The 19,658-nt window shown below is 65.2% G+C and carries 22 protein-coding genes; 8 read left to right on the forward strand and 14 right to left on the reverse strand.

Translation table 11 applies throughout. The features are described 5' to 3' along the window. Positions 1-8: 8 nt before the first annotated feature. A complete protein-coding gene (gene mmsB / locus KSS95_RS06240; protein WP_217852569.1) occupies positions 9-896 on the forward strand; it encodes a 3-hydroxyisobutyrate dehydrogenase in 888 nt (295 codons plus the stop codon). 183 nt (positions 897-1,079) lie between these two features. On the opposite strand, the gene KSS95_RS06245 is transcribed toward mmsB, so the two are convergent. From KSS95_RS06245 to KSS95_RS06275, 7 genes are all read right to left on the reverse strand, one after another. After that, positions 1,080-1,424, reverse strand: coding sequence for a cupin domain-containing protein (locus tag KSS95_RS06245; RefSeq protein ID WP_217852570.1), 345 nt, complete (start codon positions 1,422-1,424; stop codon positions 1,080-1,082). Positions 1,425-1,642: 218 nt separating this feature from the next. Beyond that, positions 1,643-2,575 carry a phosphatidate cytidylyltransferase gene (locus KSS95_RS06250; protein ID WP_217852572.1) on the reverse strand — a complete coding sequence of 311 codons (933 nt, stop codon included), beginning with the start codon at positions 2,573-2,575 and terminating at the stop codon, positions 1,643-1,645. Position 2,576: 1 nt separating this feature from the next. Continuing rightward, complete coding sequence (locus KSS95_RS06255; protein WP_217852574.1) at positions 2,577-3,200, reverse strand: lysophospholipid acyltransferase family protein; 624 nt, start codon at positions 3,198-3,200, stop codon at positions 2,577-2,579. 5 nt (positions 3,201-3,205) lie between these two features. After that, positions 3,206-3,625, reverse strand: coding sequence for a hypothetical protein (locus KSS95_RS06260; RefSeq protein ID WP_217852576.1), 420 nt, complete (start codon positions 3,623-3,625; stop codon positions 3,206-3,208). Further along, a complete protein-coding gene (locus tag KSS95_RS06265) occupies positions 3,622-4,947 on the reverse strand; it encodes a phosphatase PAP2/dual specificity phosphatase family protein (RefSeq protein ID WP_217852578.1) in 1,326 nt (441 codons plus the stop codon). The genes KSS95_RS06260 and KSS95_RS06265 overlap by 4 nt, the downstream gene beginning before the upstream one ends. After that, the gene (locus KSS95_RS06270; protein ID WP_217852580.1) at positions 4,947-6,701 is read right to left on the reverse strand and encodes a bifunctional alpha/beta hydrolase/class I SAM-dependent methyltransferase; all 1,755 of its coding nucleotides are present in this window, start codon (positions 6,699-6,701) and stop codon (positions 4,947-4,949) included. The genes KSS95_RS06265 and KSS95_RS06270 overlap by 1 nt, the downstream gene beginning before the upstream one ends. A gap of 30 nt (positions 6,702-6,731) precedes the next feature. Further along, a complete protein-coding gene (locus KSS95_RS06275; RefSeq protein WP_217852582.1) occupies positions 6,732-7,337 on the reverse strand; it encodes a CDP-alcohol phosphatidyltransferase family protein in 606 nt (201 codons plus the stop codon). Between the two features lie 214 nt (positions 7,338-7,551). Here KSS95_RS06275 and KSS95_RS06280 point away from each other — a divergent pair, with 214 nt between their 5' ends. After that, a complete protein-coding gene (locus KSS95_RS06280) occupies positions 7,552-7,734 on the forward strand; it encodes a type II toxin-antitoxin system HicA family toxin (protein ID WP_217852584.1) in 183 nt (60 codons plus the stop codon). A 44-nt stretch (positions 7,735-7,778) separates the two neighbouring features. Further along, positions 7,779-8,186, forward strand: coding sequence for a type II toxin-antitoxin system HicB family antitoxin (locus KSS95_RS06285; protein ID WP_217852586.1), 408 nt, complete (start codon positions 7,779-7,781; stop codon positions 8,184-8,186). Positions 8,187-8,215: 29 nt separating this feature from the next. Here KSS95_RS06285 and KSS95_RS06290 read toward each other — a convergent pair whose 3' ends face one another. Genes KSS95_RS06290 through KSS95_RS06300 form a run of 3 tightly spaced genes read right to left on the reverse strand, consistent with a single transcriptional unit; the run spans position 8,216 to position 11,052 of the window. Continuing rightward, positions 8,216-9,421, reverse strand: coding sequence for a methylaspartate mutase (locus KSS95_RS06290; RefSeq protein WP_217852587.1), 1,206 nt, complete (start codon positions 9,419-9,421; stop codon positions 8,216-8,218). Between the two features lie 57 nt (positions 9,422-9,478). Further along, a complete protein-coding gene (locus KSS95_RS06295; protein WP_217852589.1) occupies positions 9,479-9,928 on the reverse strand; it encodes a cobalamin B12-binding domain-containing protein in 450 nt (149 codons plus the stop codon). Next, the gene (locus KSS95_RS06300) at positions 9,925-11,052 is read right to left on the reverse strand and encodes a fatty acid desaturase family protein (RefSeq protein ID WP_225935583.1); all 1,128 of its coding nucleotides are present in this window, start codon (positions 11,050-11,052) and stop codon (positions 9,925-9,927) included. The genes KSS95_RS06295 and KSS95_RS06300 overlap by 4 nt, the downstream gene beginning before the upstream one ends. Before the next feature lie 252 nt (positions 11,053-11,304). Between KSS95_RS06300 and KSS95_RS06305 the strand changes: the two genes are divergently transcribed. After that, positions 11,305-12,186, forward strand: coding sequence for a LysR family transcriptional regulator (locus tag KSS95_RS06305; RefSeq protein WP_217852593.1), 882 nt, complete (start codon positions 11,305-11,307; stop codon positions 12,184-12,186). 12 nt (positions 12,187-12,198) lie between these two features. Here KSS95_RS06305 and KSS95_RS06310 read toward each other — a convergent pair whose 3' ends face one another. From KSS95_RS06310 to KSS95_RS06320, 3 genes are all read right to left on the reverse strand, one after another. Then, positions 12,199-13,185, reverse strand: coding sequence for a quinone oxidoreductase family protein (locus KSS95_RS06310; protein ID WP_217852594.1), 987 nt, complete (start codon positions 13,183-13,185; stop codon positions 12,199-12,201). 10 nt (positions 13,186-13,195) lie between these two features. Next, a complete protein-coding gene (locus tag KSS95_RS06315) occupies positions 13,196-13,771 on the reverse strand; it encodes a LysE family translocator (RefSeq protein WP_217853940.1) in 576 nt (191 codons plus the stop codon). Between the two features lie 193 nt (positions 13,772-13,964). Continuing rightward, complete coding sequence (locus tag KSS95_RS06320; protein WP_217852596.1) at positions 13,965-14,849, reverse strand: LysR family transcriptional regulator; 885 nt, start codon at positions 14,847-14,849, stop codon at positions 13,965-13,967. A 77-nt stretch (positions 14,850-14,926) separates the two neighbouring features. On the opposite strand from KSS95_RS06320, the gene KSS95_RS06325 reads away from it, so the two are divergent. Beyond that, on the forward strand, positions 14,927-15,691 hold the full coding sequence (locus KSS95_RS06325; RefSeq protein ID WP_217852598.1) for a sulfite exporter TauE/SafE family protein: 765 nt from the start codon (positions 14,927-14,929) through the stop codon (positions 15,689-15,691). Here the strand turns inward: KSS95_RS06325 and KSS95_RS06330 are convergent. Beyond that, complete coding sequence (locus KSS95_RS06330) at positions 15,681-15,995, reverse strand: putative quinol monooxygenase (RefSeq protein ID WP_217852600.1); 315 nt, start codon at positions 15,993-15,995, stop codon at positions 15,681-15,683. The two genes, KSS95_RS06325 and KSS95_RS06330, sit on opposite strands and share 11 nt — an antisense overlap. 157 nt (positions 15,996-16,152) lie before the next feature. Here KSS95_RS06330 and mdaB point away from each other — a divergent pair, with 157 nt between their 5' ends. The 3 genes from mdaB (at position 16,153) to ggt (ending at position 19,589) form a co-directional block, all read left to right on the forward strand. After that, a complete protein-coding gene (mdaB, locus tag KSS95_RS06335) occupies positions 16,153-16,743 on the forward strand; it encodes an NADPH:quinone oxidoreductase MdaB (RefSeq protein ID WP_217852602.1) in 591 nt (196 codons plus the stop codon). A 163-nt stretch (positions 16,744-16,906) separates the two neighbouring features. Continuing rightward, the gene (locus tag KSS95_RS06340) at positions 16,907-17,803 is read left to right on the forward strand and encodes a LysR family transcriptional regulator (RefSeq protein ID WP_217852604.1); all 897 of its coding nucleotides are present in this window, start codon (positions 16,907-16,909) and stop codon (positions 17,801-17,803) included. A gap of 118 nt (positions 17,804-17,921) precedes the next feature. Beyond that, positions 17,922-19,589 carry a gamma-glutamyltransferase gene (gene ggt, locus KSS95_RS06345; protein ID WP_217852606.1) on the forward strand — a complete coding sequence of 556 codons (1,668 nt, stop codon included), beginning with the start codon at positions 17,922-17,924 and terminating at the stop codon, positions 19,587-19,589. The last annotated feature ends 69 nt before the right edge of the window (positions 19,590-19,658 follow it).

A 19,658-nucleotide genomic window follows, 5' to 3' on the forward strand; every position in this document is an offset into this window, starting at 1 on the left:
AGCTCGTCATGCGTATCGCATTCATTGGCCTGGGCAACATGGGCGCGCCCATGGCCCGTAACCTGATCAAGGCCGGGCACCAGCTGAACCTGTTCGACCTGAACAAGACCGTGCTGGCCGAGCTCGCCGAACTGGGCGGGCAGGTCAGCAGCTCGCCGAAGGACGCCGCCGCCAACAGCGAGCTGGTGATCACCATGCTGCCGGCCGCGGCCCATGTGCGCGGCGTGTACTTGAACGAGGACGGCGTGCTGGCCGGCATCCGCCCCGGCACCCCGACCGTGGACTGCAGCACCATCGACCCGCAGACCGCCCGCGACGTCTCCAAGGCCGCGGCGGCCAAGGGCATCGACATGGGCGATGCGCCGGTTTCCGGCGGTACCGGTGGCGCGGCGGCCGGCACCCTGACCTTCATGGTCGGCGCCAGCGCCGAGCTGTTCGCCAGCCTCAAGCCGGTGCTCGAGCAGATGGGCCGCAATATTGTGCACTGCGGTGAAGTGGGCACCGGGCAGATCGCCAAGATCTGCAACAACCTGCTGCTGGGGATCTCGATGATCGGCGTGTCCGAGGCCATGGCCCTGGGCAATGCGCTGGGCATCGACACCAAGGTGCTGGCCGGCATCATCAACAGTTCGACCGGGCGTTGCTGGAGTTCCGACACCTACAACCCATGGCCGGGCATCATCGAGACTGCCCCGGCGTCCCGTGGCTATACCGGCGGCTTCGGCGCCGAGCTGATGCTCAAGGACCTGGGGCTGGCCACCGAGGCCGCGCGCCAGGCGCACCAGCCGGTGATCCTCGGCGCCGTGGCCCAGCAGCTGTACCAGGCCATGAGCCTGCGCGGCGAAGGCGGCAAGGATTTCTCGGCGATCGTCGAGGGGTATCGCAAGAAGGATTGACGAGCGAGTGGACTTGATCGCGGGCCGGGTGGCCCTTGCCTCTGTAACTGCGCACCAGAGGGGAGGGTGCCCGATCCGCGATTTTTTTTGAGCTGTCTTTTTTGATCTGCCTTGGGCTGCGGCTGCGCCCTCGATCGCGACACAAGGCCGCTCCCACGGGGGGCGCAGGGCGGCCCAGCGCTATCAGGCGAAGACGAAGTACTTGCGCACGGTCTCGACCACTTCCCAGGTTCCCTTCATCCCCGGTTCGATCACGAACACATCCCCAGCCTTCAGATGCTTCGGCTCTTCACCCTCAGGGGTGACGATGCAATAGCCCTCGAGGAAATGGCAGTACTCCCACTTTTCATAGTTGACCTCGAACTTGCCCGGCGTGCAGATCCAGGTGCCCATGATCTTGCTGCCGTCGGCGGACAGGTAGGCATTGAGGTTGACGGTGTGCGGGTCGCCGCCGATGCGCTTCCACTTGGTGGCGTCGACCACCGGGGTCGGGCAGGTTTCGCGCAGGACGGTGATGAAATCGGACATGGCGTGGCTCCAGGTGAGTGGCGAAATGATCCATCACCTTAGGGCCATCGCCTTGGGCACGGTTGCCTGGGGTCGACGCTCAGCTGTCTGCGCGCGCTATGCCGACAGGCGGCTTTCAGGTGCTTGCCGAATGCCTTGCAGCGCCTATGAGATCGAGCGCCGCGCGGGCGGCGCTCGATCTCATAGGCACTGCAAGGCTTTCGCCAAACCCCAGTACCTCATGCCCACCAATACCTTACGAAGTGGAAGAACACCGGCGCGGCGAAGCACACCGAGTCCATGCGGTCGAGCATGCCGCCGTGGCCTTCGATCATGTGGCCCCAGTCCTTCACCCCGCGGTCGCGCTTGATCGCCGACATCACCAGCCCGCCAAAGAAGCCCATGGCGTTGACCGTCAACGCCATCAGCGCCGCCTGCCAGAAGGTGAACGGGGTGATCCAGCACAGCAGCGCGCCGATCAGGGTGGCCAGGGCCACGCCGCCCAGCAGGCCTTCGAGGGTCTTGGACGGCGACAGGTTGGGTGCCACCTTGCGCTTGCCGAACAGCTTGCCGCACACGTACTGCAACACGTCGCTGATCTGCACCACGAGGATCAGCCAGGCGATCAGCAGCAGGTTGCGGCCTTCGTAGCCGGGGATGTCCAGGGTCATCAGCGCCGGCACCGAGGACACGCAGTACACCGCGATCATCAAGCCCCACTGCACCTTCGAGGCGCGCTCGAGAAAGCGTGTGGTATCGCCGCCGAAGCTGGCCAGGATCGGCAGCAGCAGGAACAGGTACACCGGGATGAAGATGCTGAACAGCCCGTACCAGTCCATGGCGATCAGCAGGTACTGCACCGGTAGCGCGACATAGAACGCCGCCGCCAGCGCCGGGTAGTCGCTGCGCCGGGTCGGGGTGAGGGTCATGAATTCGCGCAGGGCGTAGAACGACACGCCGTAGAACAGCACGATCACGCCGTACTTGCCGAACAGGAAGGCGATGCCGATCACCAGCACCATCACCCACCAGGCATTGATGCGCGCGTTGAGGTTGTCGATTACCGCGTGCGGCGCCGGGCCGGCGCGCCACTTGAGCAGGCGGCCGACCAGGCTGGCGAGCAGCAGCAGGGCGCCGATGCCGGCGAACAGGGACAGGGTGTTGTGATCCATTTCAGGCTTCCTTCGGGGCCAGGTTCAGCAAGGCCTGGCGGGCCCGCTCGAGAAAGGCGTGCTTGCTTTCGTCCGGCTCCAGGTGCAGCGGCTCGCCGAAGCTCAGGGTGCACAGCAGCGGCAGCGGCAGGGCGCGGCCCTTGGGCATGACCCGGTTGAGGTTGGCGATCCATACCGGTACCAGTTCGACCTGCGGGTTGGCCGTGGCCAGGTGGAACAGGCCGCTCTTGAATGGCAGCAGCGGGTCGTCGGTCAGGTTGCGCGTGCCCTCGGGGAAGAAGATCAGCGAATCGCCCTGGGCGAAGGCATCGAGCACCGGTTGCAGCGGGTTGCCCTCGCTTGGGCCGTGCTGACGGTCGATCAGCACGGCGTTGAACACCTGGCGGATCAGGAAATTGCGCATGCCTGGCTGGCACCAGTAGTCGGCACCCGCCACGGGGCGTGTGCGCCGCCGCAACGGTTCGGGCAGCGCGGCCCACAGCAGCACGAAGTCGCCATGGCTGCTGTGGTTGGCGAAGTACAGGCGTTGCACCGGTTGCGGCGTGCAGCCCAGCCACAAGGCACGGGCGCCGGTGATCAGGCGGGCGGCGGAGGTGATCACGAAGGCGGTCAGGCTGGCGAGCATCGGGTTTATCCGGTGAAGGGAAGGGTGGCGATCAGCAGCACCTGCACGGCCAGGCACAAGGCCTGGCGGCGTAGCAGGGCCAGCGCGGCCTGGCTGCGGCTCGGCCAGTCGCGTGGATCGTGGCAGTTCGGTTTCAGGCGCAGTTCGAACAGTGCGCGGTCCAGTGCCTCGGTGTCGGCGGGCAGGTCAGTGCTGGCGCCGAGCCGGGCGAACAGCTCGGCATCCAGGGCGACGCGGATGGCCCAGTATTTGTGCGCCAGGCCGATCACCAGCAACGCTGCGCAGAGCAAGCGGGCGAGCGGATGCAGGGCAATGCCCAGCAGCGGTGCGAGGCTATAAGCCAGGGCCAGCAGGGTGATGCCATCTGACAGGCGCTCCAGTTGGCGCCCGCGGGCGAGCAGGCTGGCGACCACAGGCAGGTTCATGGATGGGCTTCCAGTTGTTGCAGGGCGAGCTGGTGGGCCGGCTGCAGGACCACGCCGGAGCGCGCCTGGCGAATCAGCGCTTGGGCCTGTTCGGCAGTGGCGCAGCGGCCGCTGAGCAGCAGCCAGGCGGCGACGGCGCTGGCACTGCGCGAGTAGCCCAGGGCGCAGCAGACCAGCACCGGGCCTTGTCGCTGGCAGTGTTCGATGGCCTTGGCGGCCTGTTGCAGGGTTTCCCGGCCTGGGGCGATCAGGTCCAGGGTTGGCAGGCTCTGGTAGTGCTGTGGTGTTGTCATCGCGGGGCGACTGACGGCAAGACAGGGCAGCTCCGCGCTCAGGTCGACAATCGCGGCGAACAGCGATGCTTGCCTGCGCCCTGGCACCCTGCCCAGGTACACGCCGTCAGCCACCTCGTCCGCCTGCGGATGGCGCCGGGTCCATAGCCGCGAATTGATCCAGGCGCCCAGCAGGTAAGGCGCCAACAGCCAGCTGGCGGCCACCGACAGCCGCCCGTCGGTGCCTTTCTGGAACCCTGCGGCGCCGAACAGGGCATAGTTCAGCGCCACCAGCAGTAACGACAGCGCCGGCCACAGCAACCACAATCCGCCACCGCCGAGCGTCATCGCCAGCAGCGCCAGCACCGCCGCGCCCAGGCCATAGCGCAGCGCCAGGCGCCAACGTTGCCGATCCTGCGCCCAACCTGCCTGCTGCCAGGGCAACGGGCTGCTGCGCGGCCACAGCCACAGGCAGACGAAACCCGCCAGCGCCCCGGTCGGCACATCGACGAAGTGGTGCTGCCAGGTAGTCAGCACCGACACACCGATCAGCCCCATCCAGCCATGCACCACCCAGCGCCAGGCCGGACGGCGCGTATGCCGGGCGAACATCGTCCAGATGATCACCAGCAAGGCAATGTGCAACGACGGCGCCTGGTTGTAGGGCTTGTCGAAGCCCATCAGCACATCGAACAGCCAGCCGAACAGGCCCGCCAGTTCGGGGCGCTCAAAGGTGAAACGCAGCGGCCAGAGCAGGAAGCAGGCCACGCAGATCAGTTGCGCGCTCAGCAGTGCCAGGGCATGGCGGTCCATCTCCGCACGCGAGCGCGGCAGCAGGAACGACAAGCCATACAGCAGGTCGATCGACCAGTACGGGATGATCGTCCAGGGCCACAGCGGTATCTGCCGCTCCCAATCGAACACCAGGCTGGCGATATCCGCGCGCCCGGCGGTATAGGCGTTGGCCAGCCCGTAGCTGAGGAAAAACAACGGCCCCAGCAGCAACAGCCACAGTACGCCGCGGCGAATCAGCCCGGTTTCACGGGCCATCAACGCACCCGCTGCGCCAGGCTGACGCTGAAGATGCCCCATTCGTCAATGCGCTGGGTCAGCTTGCGAAAACCTGCAGCCGCCACCAGTTGGTCCATCTCCACCTGGCTGCGTCGCCGCATGACCCAGGCCTGCCCGCCACGGTGGCTGGTCAGGGCGCGGGCGATCATCTCCAGTTGCGGGTGCCAGGGCTGGCCGGTGTAGACCAGGTAGCCACCGTCCTCGATCGCGTCGGCCAGCCCGGCCAGGGAGTTGCTCACCTGCTCGTTACTGGCGAACAGTTCGTACAAGCCGGACACCACGGCCAGGCTGGGGTGCGGTGCGAGGCTGGCCAGGCTCTGGCGGTCGAAGGCGTCGCCCTGGACGAAACGGGCGACCTGGCCCAGACCCTTGGCTTCGATCAGCGCGCTGCCTTGCTGGACGTTCAGCTCGCTGTAGTCGCGCAGCAGGATCGAGTCTGGCAACTGCTCCAGCCCTTGCAGGGCCTCGAGGATGTAGCGGCCGTGACCGGCGGCGATATCGACGATATGCACTGGGCGTTGTTGCGCGCGCAGTTGGGTGATGGCCAGGCGCAGCAGTTCCTCGACATGCAGCTTGCGCTGGCGAATGCCGCGCCAGCCGATGGCGTTGAGGTAGTTCTGGTCGATCAGCGCGCCCAGGCGGCCCTTGCCCGTGGCCGTATTGCGGTAGACGTAGTCGAGGGTCGAGCCGGAGTCGAAGCCGGTGTCGAAGCCCAGCTTGATCCCCGCGGACAGCCCCTGGCCCAGGCGCAGGCTGGCGCGGGTGGCGCGCCAGTAGAGGTCGCGCGGCGAGTTGCGCGGCAACGGTGCGGCCAGGCTTTCGGCCTCGGCGCAGCTGGCGCCGGCCTTGTCGGCAGCGAGCAGCGACGGCACCGGTGCGGGTGCGTCGAAACAATGGGCGACGAAGCGCTCGATCCGCGCCAGGGCATGGGCCCGGTCACGTTCGCCCAAGGTGTCGTGGAAGAAACCGGGCAGCAGATGCAATTCCTTGCGGGCGCTGCCCAGGCGTTCGAAGAAGCGCAGTTGCGGGCCGCGCTCGACGACGAAGTCGGCGCCGGAGACCAGTAGTTGGGTCGGCACCTGAATCGCCTGGGCATCGGCGACCACGCGTTCGGCGGCCTCGTACAAGCCCAGCAGCATGGTCACCGAGATCGGCCGGCTGATCAGCGGGTCGGCGACATAGGACATGACCCGTTCCGGGTCGTGGGTGAGCAGGCCTGGCTTGACGTAGCTGTTGACGAAGAAGTTGCCGCGCAGGGCCTTGAGCAGCTTCAGCCCGGGGCGGGCGAACGGCACGTAGAGCTTGACCTTGAACGCCGGCGAGGCAAGCACCAGGCAGCGCACCTTGGGTGCGTAGTCGTGGGCCCAGGTGGCCACCAGCACCGCGCCGACGCTTTGCGCCAGCACCACCATGTCGGCCTCGGCGATACCGTGCCGGCCCTGGATATGCTCGATGAAGGTCTGCACATCGCGCACGCTGGTGGCGAAGCTCGGGCTGTCGCCGCGGGCGCCGGGTGACTGGCCATGGCCACGGGCGTCCCAGGCGAACAGGTCGTAGCCGGGCATGTCCAGCTCGTCGGCCAGGTGCGCCAGGCGCCCGCCGTGCTCGTGGCCGCGGTGGAACATCACCAGCGCGCGGCGCGGCTGGTGCTCGTTGCGCGTGGCGGGCCAGTGACGGTAGTGCAGCTCGACCCCGTCATGGGTTGAGAAATGCAGCGATTGCGCTTGGCGCATGGCGAATATCCTTGTCCGGCAGCGAGAGGCTCAGCGGGTTTCGGCCAGGCCGTGGCGAACCCGGTTGTACAGGGTATAGAGCGAGAGCAGCAGGATGACCAGCAGCAGGCCGTTGATCCAGCTCGCGGCCAGCAGGCCCAGCGCCACCCCGGTGCCCAGCACACCGAAGGCGAAGGCCCGGTCGCTTTTGCCCATGGGCCCGTCATAGCGGCGCGAGGCACCGGCCAGCGGCCCCATGACGCCGGCGTATTCACTGATCACCGCGGCCAGCACCACCAGCACCACCAGCGTCGGCGAAACGCCGGGCAACAGGGCGAAGGGCAGGTACAGCGCCGCGTCGGCGACCAGGTCGCACAGTTCGTTGAGGTAGGCGCCGAGCTTCGATTGCTGGCCGAACTCGCGGGCGAGCATGCCGTCCACGGCGTTGAGGGCCATGCGCAGCAGCATCCACACCGGGATCAGGATGAACAGCCAGGTGACCTGGGGCAACCAGGCCAGTAGCAGGCCCAGCAGCAGGGAGACCACGGCAGCGGCCACGGTGACCTGGTTGGCGCTGATGCCGCGCTCATAGAGGCGTTGCACGGTGGGGCGCAGCAGCGCCTGGAAGCGGGGTTTGAGCTGGTAGATCGATGGCACGGCGAATTCCCTGTCTTGGCGCGGCATGGGCCGGATTGTGGGGAATCGGGTGGCTACCGGGCAAGGGGCATTTGCCCTACTTGTGAAGTAGACGAAACTCGCACGCGGCGGGCGGTGTGCCGCTTGTCGGGCCTGGTGTGCAGGGTGTGTATGTGGCTTTGTTTTCGTCAAAGTCGATGTGTAGCATACACATCGCTTGCCAAAGGATTGAGGCATGCGCAGCAGGGACGTAATTCGGCTTATCGAGGCAGACGGCTGGTATGAGGTGGAAGTCAAAGGCAGCCATCATCAGTTCAGGCACCCGCTCAAGCGAGGCCGGGTCACGGTTGCCCATCCAATGAGTGATCTACCCAAGGGCACCCTGTACAGCATCCTGAAGCAGGCGGGCTTGAAATGAGTCAGGTGATGTATGCCGGGATTGCAATCCAATGGAGACAATCGATGAAATTTGCAGTTGTGCTGCACAAGGACGACGATTCGGACTACGGCGTGACGGTGCCCGATGTGCCGGGTTGCTTTTCTGCCGGGCGTAGCGTGTCGCATGCGCTCGACAATGTACTGGAGGCATTGGCGCTGCATTTCGAAGGGCTGGTGGCGGACGGCGAGCCACTGCCGCAAGCCCTTGAGGTGGACGTGCACGTCGACAACCCGGATTACGCCGGTGGTATCTGGGCGGTGGTGGAGTTCGATGTGACGCCCTACCTGGGCAAGGCTGTACGCTTCAACGCGACATTGCCCGAGAACCTGTTGCAGCGTATCGACGAGAAAGTGAAGCGCGATCACCGTTATGCCTCGCGCTCCGGTTTTCTGGCCTCGGCGGCGTTGCGCGAACTGGCCGTTGCCCAGTGAGCAACGGCAAGCGCAGCTGACGCCTCTGCTCAGTGAAAGGCGTCGTAGGTCATGATGTTCTGGCGCAATGCCGAAAGGAACGAAAAGGCGTTTTCCACCCGCGCCCCTTCGAAGCCCCTGTAGTAGTTGTTGGCATCCAGCACGGTTCCCGCGCCACGCTTGTTGTCCGGGTGCAGGCAGTAGGGGATCGACAACAGCCCGCTGTCGAACGCGGCGAGGATGGCTTCGCAGATGTCGCTGTCCAGGGCCAGGGTCCCGTTGATCAGCGCACCCGCCTTGTCGAGGATGCGCCGGTACTCCTGCTGGTCGAAGGGAATCGGCTTGAGGGTATGCTTGGCGCGCAGGCAGTAGTCGGCATACTCCAACGCCGCGATGTTCTCCTCCACCCGCGGGATGCGCCGGGACTCCACCGGGGTCTTGACGATCACCCGCTGCACGCCGGCGGCGCGCACCACCGACAGCGCGTCCTGGGTGATGCGGCAGAAACCGCCGAGGGTGCGTGGGAAGAAGCCCATGAAGACGTAGGCGACGAAGTGGTAGCTGCCAGGGGCAAAACGCTCGCCCACCAGGGTCTTCAAGGCGCTCAATGCAGCCAGGTCCTGCAGCGGCGAAGTGCCTTGGGCGTAGGAGAACGCCAGGGTGGCGATGCCGTGCTGGCGCAGGAACAAGCCCTCGAGCACATTCAGCGCCACCAGGATCGCCGGGTCGCACATCTGGCCCATCATGCAGCCGGCGAAGCTTTCGATATGGCTATTGGGCACGCCCGCGGCGAGTATCCGGCAGGCTTTCTGCCAATGGCCGAAGGCCGCACGCAACGGGGTGCGACTGTAGGGCAGGCAATAGGACACCGGACCGCCTTCGGTGGCCGACAGGCCGACTTCGGTCATGCGCTGGAAGATATGCACAGGGTCGGGCGAACCATGGCGCACCTGCACCGGGGTCGCATAGCGCGTCTCGATCGTTTCCAGCATCGCCCTGGTGGCGGCGACCGGGTGATTGACGATGGGATAGCCGTTGAGCATCGCGCCGCTGTCGATGGCCTTTTGCGCCGACTTGAGGTCGTTGACCCGGGTGAAGGCGTCGAGGGTGATGGTGCAGACAGTGTGGGCACGGCTCGCGGCGGTGGCCTCAAGGCCGCGTTGCATGCGCTCCAGCGAGCTGAAGCCCAGGCGTGGTTGCAGCACCGGGCCGCGGGCTTCGAAGTGCCCGAGCACATAGGCATTGAAATCCTGCATGAATGGGTTCTCTGGGTGCGAGGCAGGCCGGCGTGTCGGACGCCGGCCTGGCGAGGGTCACGAGCCGCTGCGAGCCAGGTCCTGGCTGGGCGCGGTGCTGTCGAGCAGTGCCTGGAAACGATCGAAGTTGTTCTTGTCGCTGTCGTCGAAGACCGCGTCGAAGCCCGCCTGCACCAGGGTGTGGCTGTAGCGTTCGAGGGTGGCCGCGTCGTTCTCGGTGCAGATCTTGCCGCCAATGCACAAGGCGCCGGCGTAGCGGCTTTCGTCGCGGATGCGCTGGGCCAGCTCGACGCCTTCCAGGTAGCCGTGGCCGTTGACGGTGCTGACCACGACCAGATCGCAGGGGTGCTGTGTGAGCCAGTCGACGACATCGCTCATCGGCGTGTTCGGCCCCATGTTGTTGACCTGATAGTTACCTTCGCTCAGGAGGAACTCCATGAATACCATGTTCCAACTATGGGAGTCGGAGGGGATCGTTACCAGCAGTGCGGGCTGTTGCGCGTTCATCGGTCACCCGTTAATTCGTTGAATGTTGCACCTTGGTAGTAAGGAAGGGCCTTCTGGAAGTTGCGGAAATTATCCGTGACTGTCGAGACATAGCCCCATTTGTCGATATAGTTTCTGGGGAAAGGCTTGGCGCCCTGCAACTTGTCGCGTTCCCGGGCGGTGACATAATTTGGCCAGTCGCTGGAGCGCGGACGGCGATGATGAAAGTCATGGCACGGGGTATCGCCGACCATGATGAACAGGCGCACAAACAGATGATAAGTGAAGGTCTTCAACAACCAGCTGGAGATACAAACGATGCGCTTGAGTGGCTGGGCGTTGTCGGGCATGTTCAGCGGCTCGCCGATGAACACCGAGGTGGTGCTGTCGCAGATGAAGTCGACACCGCGTTTCTCCAGCACTTCGACGCTCGGCCAGGTGTGTTCGGCGGCCAGGCGGAACGTGGTGCTGATGTGATAGCCCATGAACACCGGCAGCACCCAGGCCGCGATGAACCCCGGCAGTTGGCCAAGCGCCCAGGCACCCAGGGTGAGGCCGGCCCACAGCGCCATGGTCAGCGCGGCCACGCCACGGTCGGTGGCGCTGGCGTAGGCCTTGATGCGGTTGAACGAGGTGCGCAGGATGGCCAGTGGCGAGAAGGCGGCGAACAGCAGCTTGGCCCACATCATGGCGATGCTGTCGGTGGGCTTGAGGCCGACCACGCCCTGCAGGTAGGTGAGGGTGTCGTCCTGGTCGGTCAACAGGGTCCTGGAGCTGTGGTGCAGCATGTGCTCGTGCTTGTAGAGGCTATAAGGCTTGAGCATGAACAGGGCGGAAATCACATGGCCGACAACGGTATTGGTACGACGGCTGGCAAACGCCATGTCATGGGCGCAGTTGTGGCAGATCATGACTTGCATTTGTTTGATACCGCCGGCGGCCAGGACAAAACCCGGCAACCACCACAGCAGGCTATGCTGGTAATAACCGAGGCTGGTCAATAACACGCCAAGGGTTATAAAACTTGCCGCGACGCCGACATGGAACAGCGGGGTTCTTTTACCTGGCGTTTCAAGTTCCTCGGGCAATGGCTTGGCGCTCAACCAACTCAGGAAGGGTTGGAGAAAACCGGGTAGCGGCCTCATTGTTTCCCGGGGTGTTATTTCATTTTGCTTGTGCACACTTTCCACTCCGCAAACTTGTATTGGGGGTGGACCTTAACCGCCTGTAATGGCTATTTGAATTCCAAATTATGGAGATCGATATTGCATTTTTAGGTATTGCATCGAGCGGACTCGGGCGCGTCGCAAGCTGCCTGCGGCGCGTCATCCATGGTCACGCCAGGCCGCTGTGTTACGCTGCCCCGCGCGTGTCAGCCGATGGAACCAAACAAGCCGATGAACTGGGATGACCTGAAGACTTTCATATCGGTCGCCAAGACCTGCAACGTCACCGATGCGGGTGCCGCCCTGCGGGTTTCGGCCTCTACCGTGTCGCGCAAGATTACCGCGCTTGAAGAGGCGCTGGGCTCGGCACTTTTTCTGAAACGAACCAATGGCTACTTCCTCACCGAGGCCGGCAAGGCATTGCTGCCGCTGGCGCTGGAAGCCGAAGAGCGCTTCAAGCTGATCGAGCGGCAGATCGCCCACCCCCGTGAGCACGCCGGTGGCTGCGTGCGCATCGATTGCCCCGAAGTCATGGGCACGCACCTGATCATCCCGGCGCTCGAGCAACTGCATGAGCAGTACCCTGACATTCAGTTCGACCTGGTCAATTCGGCGTTGTCCTCGAAGCTGACCCACAGCCACAGCGATATCATCATTCGCCTGCATCGCCCGGAGAATGGCAATTTCACCATGCGCTGCCTGGGGCGGCTGACCCAGGGGCTGTTCTGCTCCGACACCTACGCCGCGCGGCACGGCTTGCCACGGCAGCCGGCGGACCTGCAGCGCCACCAGTTGATCGGCTGGACCGAAGAGATGGCGCACATGCCGCTCGCCCGCTGGTTGCACGAACTGGGTAATGGCCATAAACCCTGGTTGCGCCTGCAGAACCTCAACGCCCAGATCAACGCCGTGGCCACCGGCCTGGGCATTGCCGCGTTGCCGATCTATGTGGGCATGCGCAACGGCTTCACCCGCGTGCTCCCCGCAGGGCCCGCCCACGGCGCGGACATCTGGCTGCTGCGCAACCTGGCCAGCCAGGACCTCAAGCGGGTCAGCGTGGTCACCGAGCACCTGATCGGCTATTTCGCCCGGACCCGCACCGACCTGCCTTGAGGGGGGCGCGGGTCAGGGCCGCAGGATCAACGTGCCCAAGGTCTGGCGGTCCTGGAGCAGTTGGTGCACCTGGCCGGCATCCGCCAGGTCGTGGGCGGTGATGCGCGGCAGCTTGATCTGCTCGGCCTTCACCGCGTCCATCACCCGGCGAGCGGCCATGCGCAGCTCGTCGCGCTCTGCCACATAGTGCTTGAGCGTGGGCCGGGTCACATGCAGCGAGCCCAGCGCGCCCAGGCGCGACAGGTTGAAGCCGGTCACGTCTCCCGACGCATTGCCGAACAGCACCAGCTGGCCGCGTCGGCGCAGGCTGGCCAGGGAGAACTCGACCGTGTCCTTGCCGACGGAGTCGAAGACCACGTCGACCCCGCGCTCCTCGGTCAGCTCGCGGATGGCCTGGGGCGTGGCGGCGTCGCTACTGTCCAGGGCGGCGATGCAGCCGGCGTTGAGCGCTGCCTGGCGCTTTTGCGCGGTCGAGGCCAGGCCGATGACCTTCATGCCGCGCGCGGCCAGCCAACTGGTGGCCAGGCTGCCGACGCCACCGGCGGCGGCGTGCCACAGCACCCAGTCGCCGGTCATCAGCGGCACGCAACGGTGGGTCAGGTATTCGGCGGTGATGCCTTTGAACATCACGGCTGCCGCAGTTTCGAAACTGATCTCCGGGTCCAGGCGGATCACCCGTGCGGCCGCCACGATGGCATGGCTGGCGTAGCTGCCGGACGAGCCGTCGATGAAGGCGACGCGGTCGCCGACTTTCAGTTCGCTGACATCCGCCGCACATTCGATGACCCGCCCGGCGCCCTCGGTGCCGAGGCCGCGTGGATACGCCGAGCCATCGTCCAGCGCCCCCGAGCGGCGATAGGTGTCGATGAAGTTGACCCCGGCGGCCTCGATGGCGACCAGTACCTGCCCGCTGCTGAGCAGGGGCAGTTCATGTTGGCGCAGGTACAGGACATCCGGGCTGCCGGGCTCATTGAAGACTACTGCTTTGGCGCGGGTCATCTGTCTGTCCTCAGAGGTTGCTGGTGCGTACGAAGATCCAGGCCGCCACGGCGATCAGCATCAGGCCGAACACCACGTTCTGCGCCTTGAGCAGGCCGGGGCGGACCGCCAGCAGGCGCTGGATGGTGGCGCCCATGGACACCCAGATGATATGCGCGGTGAAGTTCACCAGGATCAGCGCCAGGCTCAGGGCCAGTACCGCGCTGCTGTTGCTGGTGCCGGCGGGGATGAAGGTGGAGAACATCACCAGCAGCATCACCAGCCCCTGGACATTGCCCAGCTGGACGATGATGCCGTCGCGAAACTGCAGGTCCAGCTGGCGGTCGCCGGCCTTGCGCATCGGCCGGATGATCAGCTTGATCCCCAGCCAGAGGATGTACAGGCTGCCGGCCACGCGCAGCACCCACATCAGGTTGGGGCTGGCCATGATCGTGTGGTACAGCCCCAGGCCCACCAGCACGGCGATCAGGAAGTAGGTGGCATCGAGGCCGACGATGAACTTGACCGAGCGGCGCACGCCGCTTTGCGCGCCGGAGGTGGCGACCATGAGGTTGCCGGGACCGGCGCTCAGGGCCAGCGGCACCATGGTGGTCAGCCATAGCGCCCAGTTGATTTCTAAAGACACAGGGACTTTACCTTATCGCAAGATAATCAGGACGTTGCGCGCCAGTCTAAGTCCGCGGTGGTGGATTGGTTATCGCCAAAAATGCAAAGCCACCAGCCATAAATGGGGGTATTGCCGGTGTGTGTACTGGCCCTGGGGCAGGGCGCCGGTTCGTTCAGGTGCCGTGCAAATGCGCCACCAGTTCGCGGGTGAAACCGGGCAGGGCAGCAAAGTTGCGCGCGCACAGTTGCAGGCGGCGGTTGGCCCAGCGATCCCGCAGGGCGACCCAGTGCAGCGCAACCCGGCCGTGCCAGCGCAACACCGCCGCCCGTGGCACGATGCCCACCCCGGCACCGCCGGCAACCATGCGGATCACCCCGTCGAAGCCATCGGCGCGAACCCGGACTTGCAACCGCCGGCCCAGGTGCAGGGCTTGTTCTTCCAGGTGCAGGGCCAAGGCGCTGTGGGCGCCAAGGCAGACGTGCCCGTGCTCGAGACAGTCGGCGAACCTTGGCGCCGGTTGCCCGGCCAGGGGATGCCCGGGCGGCGTCAGCAGCACCAGCGGGTCGTCGCGAAAGGCCAGGGTCTCCAGGTGTTCGCAGGGCGCGGCGTCGGACACGATGCCCAGGTCGGCCAGGCCCTGGGTGATCGACTGGACGATGCGCAGGCTGGGCAGCTCCTGGACATCGATGCTCACCCCCGGGTAACGGGCCAGGTGGCTGGCCAGCAGTTCCGGCAGGTACTCGGTCAAGGCAGCAGTGTTGCACAGCAGGCGTATCTGGCCCTGCTGGCCCTGGGCATATTGCCCGAGGTCGTATTGCAGGCGTTCGACCTGCTGGGCGATCAGCCGCGCATGTTGCAGCAGGGCCTGTCCTGCGGCGGTTGCCTGCACGCCACGGCGGTTGCGCTCGAGCAAGGGGATGCCGAGTGACGCTTCCAGGGCGCGGATGCGCGCGCTGGCCGCCGGCAGGGACAAGTGGCTGCGGCGGGCGCCGGCGGTGATGTTGCCGCACTCCAGGGTGTGCTGGAACAGCTTGAGGTCGATCAGGTCGAAATGCATCTGCCTCTGTCCTGGCAATAGTCTGGGTACAGGTATGACAGATTTTCAGGCGGCCGTCGCCAGGCGACGATGACGCCATGAATATCTCCTTGGCGTTTTACCAGCACCTTGGCCCAGCCCTGACCGCGCTGGTGATTTTCACATTCCTGCTGGCCGGTGCGGTCAAGGGCGTGATCGGCTTGGGCCTGCCGACCATCGCCATGGGGCTGCTTGGCCTGGCTATGCCTCCGGCGCAGGCTGCGGCGTTGTTGATCGTGCCCTCGACCTTGACCAACCTGTGGCAACTGGCGAGCGGAGGCCAGCTGTCGGCCTTGCTGCGGCGGTTGGGCGGGATGCTGCTGGCGATCTTCGTCGGCACTTTGCTGGGCAGCGTCTGGCTGGGTATCGACAGCGGCCCGTGGGCTGCCCATGCCTTGGGGGGCGCGCTGTTGCTCTATGCCTTGTATGGGCTGGGTGGCCGCGGCTGGCGGGTCGCCGCTGCGCATGAGCACTGGCTGGGGCCGTTGTGTGGGCTGCTGACGGGGGTGGTGACGGCGGCCACCGGCGTGTTCGTGATGCCGGCGGTGCCTTACTTGCAGGGCCTGGGGCTGGGGCGTGAGGGGTTGGTTCAGGCCCTGGGCCTGTCGTTCAGTGTTTCGACCCTGGCGCTGGCCATCGGCCTGGCCGGTCAGGATGTGCTGGGCGGCCAGGCGCTGGGGGCCTCACTGCTGATGCTGGCCCCGGCCTTGCTCGGCATGTTCGCCGGGCAGTGGCTGCGCGGCCGGATCAGCGCCGTGCTGTTCAAGCGCTGCTTTTTCATCGGCCTGGCGCTGTTGGGTGGTCATTTGCTGATCAACGGCTAGCCGAGGAGACGCTGAGCATGTCGAGGCTCTGGATCTCGAAATCACGCTCCAGGTAGTCCATGCGTTTTTCAAAGAATGCCCGCATGTGCGGCAGGGCCGAGTGCACGTCCAGGTCGGCCTTGCTTGCCCATACCTCGAAGAACACGAACAGGCTCGGGTCTTGCTGGTCGCGCAGCATGTGGTACTCGAGGCAACCCGGCTCCTGGCGGCTCGGTTCGACATAGGGGCGGAACAATTGCTCGAAGGCTTCGGCCTGTTCCGGACGGGTCTTGGCTTTGAGGATGAAGGCGTGCTGCTGGGTCATGGGCGGTGTGCTCGGTGGTGGGGTATCGGATTCTAAATCAATAATATATTCATGATTCGTGATTCGCAGGAACATGTATTTTGTCCGGTGATAGCTGTATCCCACGTCTGCGAGTGCCTAACCTGCCGGCAAATCCATACCGGGCCCATGAGTCTCCATGAAAAAGATCCTCCTGCTCAACGGCGGCAAGCGCTTCGCCCATTCCGACGGCCGCCTCAACCAGACCCTGCACGAGGCTGCACTGGCCCATCTGGACCGTGCTGGCTTCGAGGTGCGGGAGACCTTCATCGACGGTGGCTACGATGCCCAGGCCGAGGTGCAGAAGTACCTGTGGGCCGATGTGGTGATCTACCAGATGCCCGGCTGGTGGATGGGCGCGCCATGGACCGTGAAGCAATACATCGACGAGGTGTTCACCGCCGGTCACGGCAGCCTCTACGCCAACGATGGCCGCACCCGCTCGGACAACTCGCAGAAATACGGCAGCGGTGGCCTGGTGCATGGCAAGCAGTACATGCTGTCGCTGACCTGGAACGCGCCGCAGCAGGCGTTCGACGACCCCAGCGACTTTTTCGAGGGCAAGGGGGTGGACGCGGTGTACTTCCCGTTTCACAAGGCCAACCAGTTTCTCGGCATGAGCGCCTTGCCGACCTACCTGGCGGTGGATGTGATGAAGTGTCCGGATGTGCCGGCGGCGTTGGCGGCGTATGAGCAACATTTGACCGAGGTGTTCGGCAAGGGCCGCTAGGCTGTGCGCTGCAGGAGGTGATCTGGAGGGCACCGGCTGCGCCGGTGTTCGCCGGCAAGGCCGGCTCCTACCGCGACCGCGCCCTCCTGCGGCGAACGGTACCCTTGCACGGGTTCCGATCAACCGCTATCAATCACGGCATTCTCTTGCCAAGGCCAACCGTGTGAAAACCCGATCCGAAGAGCTCCAGGTATTCGTCGCCGTCATCGACTGCGGCTCGATCTCCGCCGCCGCCGAGCAGATGGGCCAGACCCCGTCGGCGGTCAGCCGCACCTTGTCGCGCCTGGAAGGCAAGCTCGGCACTACCCTGGTCAACCGCACCACCCGGCGCATGGACCTGACCGAGGAGGGGCGCTTCTTCCTCGAGCGCGCCCGGCTGATCCTCGAGCAGATGAACGACATGGAAGAGCGCCTGTCGATGAACCGCCAGACCCCGTCCGGGCGTCTGCGCATCAACGCTGCCGCGCCGTTCATGCTGCATGCGATCCTGCCGTGGATCGGCGAGTTCCGCCAGCAATACCCAGGCATCGAACTGGAGCTGAACACCGACGATTTGATCATCGACCTGCTGGAGCAGAGCACCGACGTGGCCATCCGCATCGGCGAACTGGCCGACTCCAGCCTGCACGCGCGCTCGCTGGGCTGCAGCCCGGTACAGGTCCTGGCCAGCCCCGAGTACCTTGCCCGCCATGGCACGCCGGAAAAGGTCGAGGACCTCAATGGCCATAGCCTGCTGGGCTTCAGCTCGCCCGAGTCGCTCAACCAGTGGCCGTTGCGCCATGCCCAGGGCGATCGCTGGCCGATCCGCCCGCAATTGATCGCCTCCAGCGGCGAAACCCTGCGCCAGCTGGCCATCGCCGGCGAGGGCATCGTCAGCCTGTCGCACTTCATGACCCACGAGGACATCCGCGCCGGCCGCCTGCAGGTGGTGCTCGGCGAGCACAGCAACGGCTACCGCCAGCCGATCCACGCGGTGTACTACCGCAACACCCAGCTGGCCCTGCGCATCCAGTGCTTCCTCGACTTCATCCAGGAAAAACTGGCGATCTACGCCAGCTGAGTTGCCTGAACGCGACAGCGGCTGCCTGTTGGCGGCGCGCCCTGGCTGCGGTGTTTGCTTAGTCCAATGGCTTCGGCCTTAATGACTGATCAACAAAAACAACACCAAGGAAGTGCGCATGCGTATCGTCATGTTCCCGTCGCTGGCCCTCGGCGCCGCGATCCTGAGCTGTTCCTCCGCCTTTGCCGTGACCCTCGAAGGCGGCGCGGTGGCCGCGCCCGATCAATATGGCGCACAGGTAGCCGCCGATATTCTCAAGCAAGGCGGCAACGCGGTGGACGCCGCGGTCGCCACGGCCTTCACCTTGGCGGTGACCTACCCCGAAGCGGGCAACATCGGTGGTGGCGGCTTCATGACCCTGTTCGTCGACGGCAAACCGTACTTTCTCGACTACCGCGAAGTGGCGCCCAAGGCCGCGACCAAGACCATGTACCTCAACGACAAGGGCGAGGTGATCGAGAACCTCAGCCTGGTCGGCGCACGCGCCGCCGGGGTGCCGGGCACGGTGATGGGGCTGTGGGAGGCACACCAGAAGTTCGGCAAGCTCAAGTGGAGCGAACTGCTGACCCCGGCCATCGGCTATGCCCGCAACGGCTTCAAGATCGCCCAGAAGCAATACCAGTACCGCGACGATGCCCAGGGCCTGTTCAAGACCGCCACCAACTTCAACGACTACTTTGGCAACATGAAAGTCGGCGAGCTGTTCAAGCAGCCGGAGCTGGCGCAGACCCTGGAGCGCATCGCCGACAAGGGCGTCAGCGAGTTCTACCAGGGCAAGACCGCCGACCTGCTGGTGGCGCAGATGCAGGCCGACAAGGGCCTGATCAGCAAGGACGACCTCAAGGACTACAAGGCCGTGTGGCGCGACCCGATCGCCATCGACTGGCGCGGCAACGTGGTCTACACCGCGCCACCGCCAAGCTCCGGCGGCGTCGCCCTGGCCCAGCTGCTGGGCATCAAGGAAGACCGCGCGGCGGACTTCAAGGGCGTCGAACACAACTCGGCGAAATACATCCACCTGCTGGCCGAGATCGAGAAGCGCGTGTTCGCCGACCGCGCCGACTATCTCGGCGATCCGGCTTTCACCCAGGTCCCGGTCGACCAGCTGGTGGCCAAGGATTACCTGGCCAAGCGTGCCGGCCAGGTCAACCCGAACGCGATTTCCGCCACCGACCAGGTCAAGCCGGGGCTGGAGCCGCACCAGACCACGCACTTCTCCATCGTCGACAAGCAGGGTAACGCGGTGAGCAACACCTACACCCTCAACCTCGACTATGGCAGCGGCGTGGTGGTCAAGGGCGCGGGCTTCCTGCTCAACGACGAGATGGACGACTTCAGCGCCAAGCCGGGCGCGGCCAACGTGTTTGGCGTGGTCGGCGGCGACGCCAATGCCATCGCGCCGGGCAAGCGCATGCTGTCGTCGATGAGCCCGAGCCTGGTGGCCCGCGACGGCAAGGTGGTGCTGGTGCTGGGCACCCCGGGCGGCTCGCGGATCTTCACCTCGATCTTCCAGGTGATGAACAACCTGTACGACTTCGGCATGCCACTGGAGAAGGCCGTGGCGGCGCAGCGCGTGCATCACCAGTTGCTGCCCAAGGACACGATCTACTTCGACAGCTATGCGCCGCTCAAGGGGCAGGTGGCTGACGACCTGAAGCAGATGGGCTACGTGCTGGAGGACCAGGGCTGGGAGATGGGCGACATTCAGGCGATCCGGGTGACCGGGGAGAAGCTGGAGACAGCGTCGGACCCGCGTGGGCGTGGGGTGGGGATGATCGTCAAGTGAAATGAGGCGTTCGCCGGCAAGCCGGCTCCTACAGGGTTGCCCGTAGGAGGCGGCTTGCCGGCGAAGCTT

The organism is Pseudomonas muyukensis (genome assembly GCF_019139535.1).
Lineage (GTDB): Bacteria > Pseudomonadota > Gammaproteobacteria > Pseudomonadales > Pseudomonadaceae > Aquipseudomonas > Aquipseudomonas muyukensis.

What these genes read in the sequence shown, in the direction of transcription:
- KSS95_RS06320 (WP_217852596.1), bottom strand. Translation starts at nt 14,849, where the DNA reads ATGCATTTCGACCTGATCGACCTCAAGCTGTTCCAGCACACCCTGGAG.
- KSS95_RS06280 (WP_217852584.1), top strand. Translation starts at nt 7,552, where the DNA reads ATGCGCAGCAGGGACGTAATTCGGCTTATCGAGGCAGACGGCTGGTAT.
- KSS95_RS06295 (WP_217852589.1), bottom strand. Translation starts at nt 9,928, where the DNA reads ATGAACGCGCAACAGCCCGCACTGCTGGTAACGATCCCCTCCGACTCC.
- KSS95_RS06255 (WP_217852574.1), bottom strand. Translation starts at nt 3,200, where the DNA reads ATGCTCGCCAGCCTGACCGCCTTCGTGATCACCTCCGCCGCCCGCCTG.
- KSS95_RS06315 (WP_217853940.1), bottom strand. Translation starts at nt 13,771, where the DNA reads ATGGTGCCGCTGGCCCTGAGCGCCGGTCCCGGCAACCTCATGGTCGCC.
- KSS95_RS06260 (WP_217852576.1), bottom strand. Translation starts at nt 3,625, where the DNA reads ATGAACCTGCCTGTGGTCGCCAGCCTGCTCGCCCGCGGGCGCCAACTG.
- mdaB (WP_217852602.1), top strand. Translation starts at nt 16,153, where the DNA reads ATGAAAAAGATCCTCCTGCTCAACGGCGGCAAGCGCTTCGCCCATTCC.
- KSS95_RS06325 (WP_217852598.1), top strand. Translation starts at nt 14,927, where the DNA reads ATGAATATCTCCTTGGCGTTTTACCAGCACCTTGGCCCAGCCCTGACC.
- KSS95_RS06265 (WP_217852578.1), bottom strand. Translation starts at nt 4,947, where the DNA reads ATGGCCCGTGAAACCGGGCTGATTCGCCGCGGCGTACTGTGGCTGTTG.
- KSS95_RS06305 (WP_217852593.1), top strand. Translation starts at nt 11,305, where the DNA reads ATGAACTGGGATGACCTGAAGACTTTCATATCGGTCGCCAAGACCTGC.
- ggt (WP_217852606.1), top strand. Translation starts at nt 17,922, where the DNA reads ATGCGTATCGTCATGTTCCCGTCGCTGGCCCTCGGCGCCGCGATCCTG.
- KSS95_RS06250 (WP_217852572.1), bottom strand. Translation starts at nt 2,575, where the DNA reads ATGGATCACAACACCCTGTCCCTGTTCGCCGGCATCGGCGCCCTGCTG.
- KSS95_RS06330 (WP_217852600.1), bottom strand. Translation starts at nt 15,995, where the DNA reads ATGACCCAGCAGCACGCCTTCATCCTCAAAGCCAAGACCCGTCCGGAA.
- KSS95_RS06300 (WP_225935583.1), bottom strand. Translation starts at nt 11,052, where the DNA reads ATGAGGCCGCTACCCGGTTTTCTCCAACCCTTCCTGAGTTGGTTGAGC.
- KSS95_RS06290 (WP_217852587.1), bottom strand. Translation starts at nt 9,421, where the DNA reads ATGCAGGATTTCAATGCCTATGTGCTCGGGCACTTCGAAGCCCGCGGC.
- mmsB (WP_217852569.1), top strand. Translation starts at nt 9, where the DNA reads ATGCGTATCGCATTCATTGGCCTGGGCAACATGGGCGCGCCCATGGCC.
- KSS95_RS06285 (WP_217852586.1), top strand. Translation starts at nt 7,779, where the DNA reads ATGAAATTTGCAGTTGTGCTGCACAAGGACGACGATTCGGACTACGGC.
- KSS95_RS06245 (WP_217852570.1), bottom strand. Translation starts at nt 1,424, where the DNA reads ATGTCCGATTTCATCACCGTCCTGCGCGAAACCTGCCCGACCCCGGTG.
- KSS95_RS06270 (WP_217852580.1), bottom strand. Translation starts at nt 6,701, where the DNA reads ATGCGCCAAGCGCAATCGCTGCATTTCTCAACCCATGACGGGGTCGAG.
- KSS95_RS06310 (WP_217852594.1), bottom strand. Translation starts at nt 13,185, where the DNA reads ATGACCCGCGCCAAAGCAGTAGTCTTCAATGAGCCCGGCAGCCCGGAT.